The organism is Pseudorhodoplanes sp., assembly GCF_046289595.1.
GTDB lineage: Bacteria > Pseudomonadota > Alphaproteobacteria > Rhizobiales > Xanthobacteraceae > Pseudorhodoplanes.
This window is the reverse complement of record NZ_JBKBVB010000198.1, coordinates 1-4,335: the sequence shown is the minus strand read 5'-3', so window position 1 is coordinate 4,335 and position 4,335 is coordinate 1. Positions and strand designations below refer to the sequence as shown.

The following is a 4,335-nucleotide window of genomic DNA, read 5'->3' as shown; positions in this document are numbered from 1 at the left end:
CTGAACGCGACCGCCCTCCTGATCGATCAGGACGGGCGCCTGCCAGCCGAGAATGTCGCGGAAATGTGCCGTCAGGGCTTCAACTTGTGACGGATTGTCGATGTTGCGCCTGAACAGGATCAGGCCCCACGGCCGGGCCTCCCGGAAAAACCGCGACTCGTCGTGCGTGATCGCCACGCCGGACAGGCCGGAAATGAATGCGCGCGCCGTCATGGGCGCGGCTTAGCCGGACCACGAGTCGAGGGTCAAGCGCCCGAGGCGTCAGTTCCTCTGGACGACGCATTGGCCGCCCGCCGATTTCAGACTGGAACAGAACTCGTTGGCCTCGGTCTGGCTGCCGAACGGGATCTGGGCGCGGTAATAGGTTCCCCGCTCGCCAAGATCGGCACGGCGGATCAGCGGCTGGCGATTGCCGAGAACGGACGGGAATTGCTGCTGCAGGGAGCGGAAGGAAGCCCGCGCTTCCGCCTCGCTGCGCTGGGAGGTCACCTGGACCGCGAACGGACCCGGTGCCGCCTGATTGGCACCCTCACTTGTGATGGGCGCCGGGAACGGAGCGGCGCCGGGTGCCGGGATCGATGCGGTTTGGACCGGCGCGCCGGTTCGGGCCGCGGGCATGGCAGCCGGATTCGGGGCGAGCGCAAGCGGCGCCTGGGCATGCGCCCGTCCGGCATCGTCATGATGGGCGGCGGGTGCCGGTTGCGCCGCCGCGCGTGCCGGACGCGCCGAGGGTGCCGAGGGTGCCTCCGCGCCGCCCTCCGGCCTGATCGGCACCGTACGAATCCGTTTGGGTTCGGCAATGGCTGCAGGGGTCTGCGGACTTGCGGGCGCGGCAGCATTGGCGGGCGGAAAGGCCTGCGGACCAGGGCCGGCAAGGAATGGGGCGATCACCCGAGGCTGGCCGGGGGCAGCCTGCTGCACCGGCTCTTCCTGGCGCGGTACGATGCGTTCCGTCTTGACGCCGATTCGATCCTGGATCGGCTTGCTGTTCGGGTCCGCCGAAGGCACGATCTTGGCCGGCTGCGTGTCCGCCTTGATAACCGGCGCAGGCACGGCTGTACCGCCAGCCGAGACCATCGCACGGTAACCGAAGGCTGAGGCGGTCCCGACCACTGCCAGCGCCAAGACCGCAAGGACCGTGACCAGGTTGCGGGGACGCTTGGTCAGAATCCGTTCGCCCGCGGCGGCGCGCGCCACGGCGACAGGCGGGGCACCATAGGATGAGGCGCCGCCGTCGCGAACCCGGTCATAGTGCGAATAGGAGTCGTAACCCGCAGCGTTGTCTGGCCGGGCATAGTCATGCGGCGCAAAGCGCGTGGCTCCGAGACTGGGGTCAGTATGATGCGCGTCGGAAAAGTGAGGATCGGAATAGCGCGGATCGGAATACTCCCCCGCCCCATAGCGCGGACCGATACCGGAGGGCTCGCCGTAGGACGGCGCGGCGTAAGACCGCGCGGCGTAAGTGCGATCCGCCGGGCGTTCATCCGCGCCATAGGAATTGGCGTATCCGCGCTGGTCATAATCCGGCGCGCCATAGCCCAGTTCGCTGTAACCCGGCTCGTTGTAGCCCGCCTCGCGATAGTCCGCAGCCGTATATGCGCGACCGCCAGCGGGCGGCTCGACCGGATACCGATCCTGATCGTAACGCGGATCGGAAAAGCGCGGGTCGGCATAATCCTGCTCAGGGGCCGCCGCATAGGCTGCAGCTTGATAGCCGGCTTCGGCATGATCCGGCGCCGGCTGGGAGGCGCCGAAATCGCCCGGCGCGTCGTAACGGCCGTCGCCGTAGCCAGCCGCACCGTCCGAGCCGCTGCGCCAGCTCTCGGCGCCGGAAGCCGGATAGCCGCTCTGCCGCGCAACGCCACCCGGCGGAACCCAACCGCGTCCGGCCGGCTCCGCCTCATACGGAGATGGCGTCCCGATCTGTCGGTAAGACGGTACGGGCTCGTTCTGTTGTCCGATCAACCGGGCCAGCTCAGCGAGCGGGTCGCCGGACGCTGCGGCTGTTTGCGGCCTCGGCCGCCGAAATCCTTCGTTGTCGCGATATGCGCGCGTGCGATCGTTTTCCGCCATCCTGCGACCTTCTTCGACCGGGCCGGTCAATGCCACCGCATGGTGTCATCTCGTTGTGTCGATAACGCAGCGGCGTGCCCCGCACGGCACGAAGCCCCCGAGCGAACCGCCGCCGTCTAACGCGACCTCACCGCATCTCCTCCGGGGCCCCTACGCCAAGCAGCCGCAGTCCCGAGGCGAACACGGTAATGACGGCCTGAACCAACGCCAGACGCGCCACGGTTAACTGTTCATCATCTTGTCTAATGAAGCGTAAATGAGGCAAGCCCTTTCCCTGGGTGAAGTGGGCATGAAATTCACTTGCCAACTCGTACAAATAGAAGGCGATTCGGTGCGGCTCATGCGCCAGGGCGGCGGTTTCGATCAGCCGCGGGTAGACTGCCACCTTGCGGATGATTGCGAGTTCGGCCGCATCGGTCAGCTTCTCGACCGGCGCCGTCATGAGAAATGCGGTGCGGTCCGCCGCCTTCTCCGGCACCGCCGGAAACACCTCGCGCGCCTGGCGGAAGATGGAGTGCCCGCGGGCATGGCCGTACTGCACGTAGAAGACCGGGTTGTCGCGTGACTGCTCGATCACCTTGGCGAGGTCGAAGTCGAGCGGCGCGTCGTTCTTGCGATAGAGCATCATGAAGCGGACGGCATCGGGGCCCACCTCGTCCACGACTTCCCGCAACGTGACAAACTCACCGGCGCGTTTCGACATCTTCACCGGTTCGCCGGCGCGCAACAGCTTCACGAGCTGTACGATCTTGACGTCGAGCCGCGCCTTGCCCTCGCTGATCGCTTTCACCGCCGCCTGCATGCGCTTGATATAGCCGCCGTGATCGGCGCCCCAGACGTCGATCATGTCGTGGAAGCCGCGGTCGAATTTCGACTTGTGGTAGGCGATGTCGGAGGCGAAATAAGTATAGCCGCCGTCCGACTTTTTCAGCGGGCGGTCGACGTCGTCGCCGAAATCGGTGGAGCGGAACAGCGTCTGCTCGCGGTCCTCGTAATCGTCGACCGGCGCGCCCTTCGGCGGCGGCAAACGGCCTTCATACACTTCGCCGCGTTCACGCAGCCAGGCGATGGTCTCGCCGACCCGGTCCGCGCCGTCGACCAGAGAGCGCTCTGAGAAGAACACGTCGTGCGTGACATTGAGCGCGGCGAGATCCTGCCGGATCATCGCCATCATCATGTCGATCGCGGTCCGGCGCACGATCGGCAGCCAGTCGTCTTCCGGCATCCGGCCGAGATCGCGACCGTATTTTTCCGCCAGCGCTGCGCCGACCGGTTTCAGATAATCGCCGGGATAGAGGCCCTCGGGGATCGCGCCAATGTCCTCGCCCAGCGCCTCGCGGTAACGCAGGAACGCCGAGCGCGCCAGCACATCGACCTGCGCGCCGGCATCGTTGATGTAGAATTCGCGGGTGACGGCATAATCGGCGAACGCAAGGAGACTGGCCAGCGCATCGCCGAATACCGCGCCGCGGCAATGGCCGATATGCATCGGGCCGGTCGGGTTGGCCGAGACATATTCGACATTAACCCTGGTACCCCGGCCGATGCCGCTGCGCCCGTAACCGGTCCCTGCGGCGATGGCCGCGCGCAGGGCGCCGAGCCAGGCCTGGGCGTTCAGCGTCATGTTGATGAAGCCGGGACCGGCGACATCCACCGTCTCAACCAGCGGATCGGCGCGCAGCTTTTCCGCCAGCGCGTCGGCAAGCTCGCGCGGCTTTTTGCCGGCATCTTTCGCAAGCACCATCGCGGCATTGGTTGCCATGTCGCCATGGCTTGCATCGCGCGGCGGCTCGACAGTGACGCGCGACAGATCGATGCCGGCGGGCAGCATTCCGGCCGCGATCAGCGCCTCGTTGGCCGCGGTGACGCGGCCCAGCATGGTGGCGAACAGATTGTCGTATCGGTTATCGGTCGGCATCGTCTTTTCGTCATTCCGGGGCGCCTGCGCCGCAGGCGAAGCCGGAATCCAGAAATCAAGCGCAGTGGGATATGGCTGGATTCCGGGTCCGGCGCTTCGCGCCGCCCCGGAATGACCGTGATCGATTGCGGCTGCTAACGCAGTTCGGGGGTCAAGTCAAAGAAGCGCCAGTGCTCCTCGAGGGCGAAACGGTCGGTCACCCCGGCGATGAAATCCCCGGCCCTGCGCGCGCGCGTCGCCTCCCCCGCAGCGGCAAGCCCGGTCTGCCATTCTTCCGGCATGTCCTCAGGCGCCTTCACGAAATGACGGAACAGGTCGCGGACGACGCCTTCCGCCTCGCCCAT

The 4,335-nt window shown here is 66.5% G+C and carries 2 protein-coding genes and 2 pseudogenes; all 4 read right to left on the bottom strand.

The window, feature by feature from the left end:
• A pseudogene (locus ACK41X_RS22760) lies at positions 1 to 213 on the bottom strand (beta-hexosaminidase); the annotation flags it as partial.
• Between the two features lie 48 nt (positions 214 to 261).
• Positions 262 to 1,965: an SPOR domain-containing protein gene (locus ACK41X_RS22755; protein WP_409728384.1), complete on the bottom strand. Its 1,704-nt coding sequence runs from the start codon at positions 1,963 to 1,965 to the stop codon at positions 262 to 264.
• Positions 1,966 to 2,200: 235 nt separating this feature from the next.
• Positions 2,201 to 3,991, bottom strand: a complete 1,791-nt coding sequence (gene argS, locus ACK41X_RS22750; RefSeq protein ID WP_409728382.1) for an arginine--tRNA ligase — start codon at positions 3,989 to 3,991, stop codon at positions 2,201 to 2,203.
• A 134-nt stretch (positions 3,992 to 4,125) separates the two neighbouring features.
• Positions 4,126 to 4,335, bottom strand: a pseudogene (locus ACK41X_RS22745) (deoxyguanosinetriphosphate triphosphohydrolase); the annotation flags it as partial.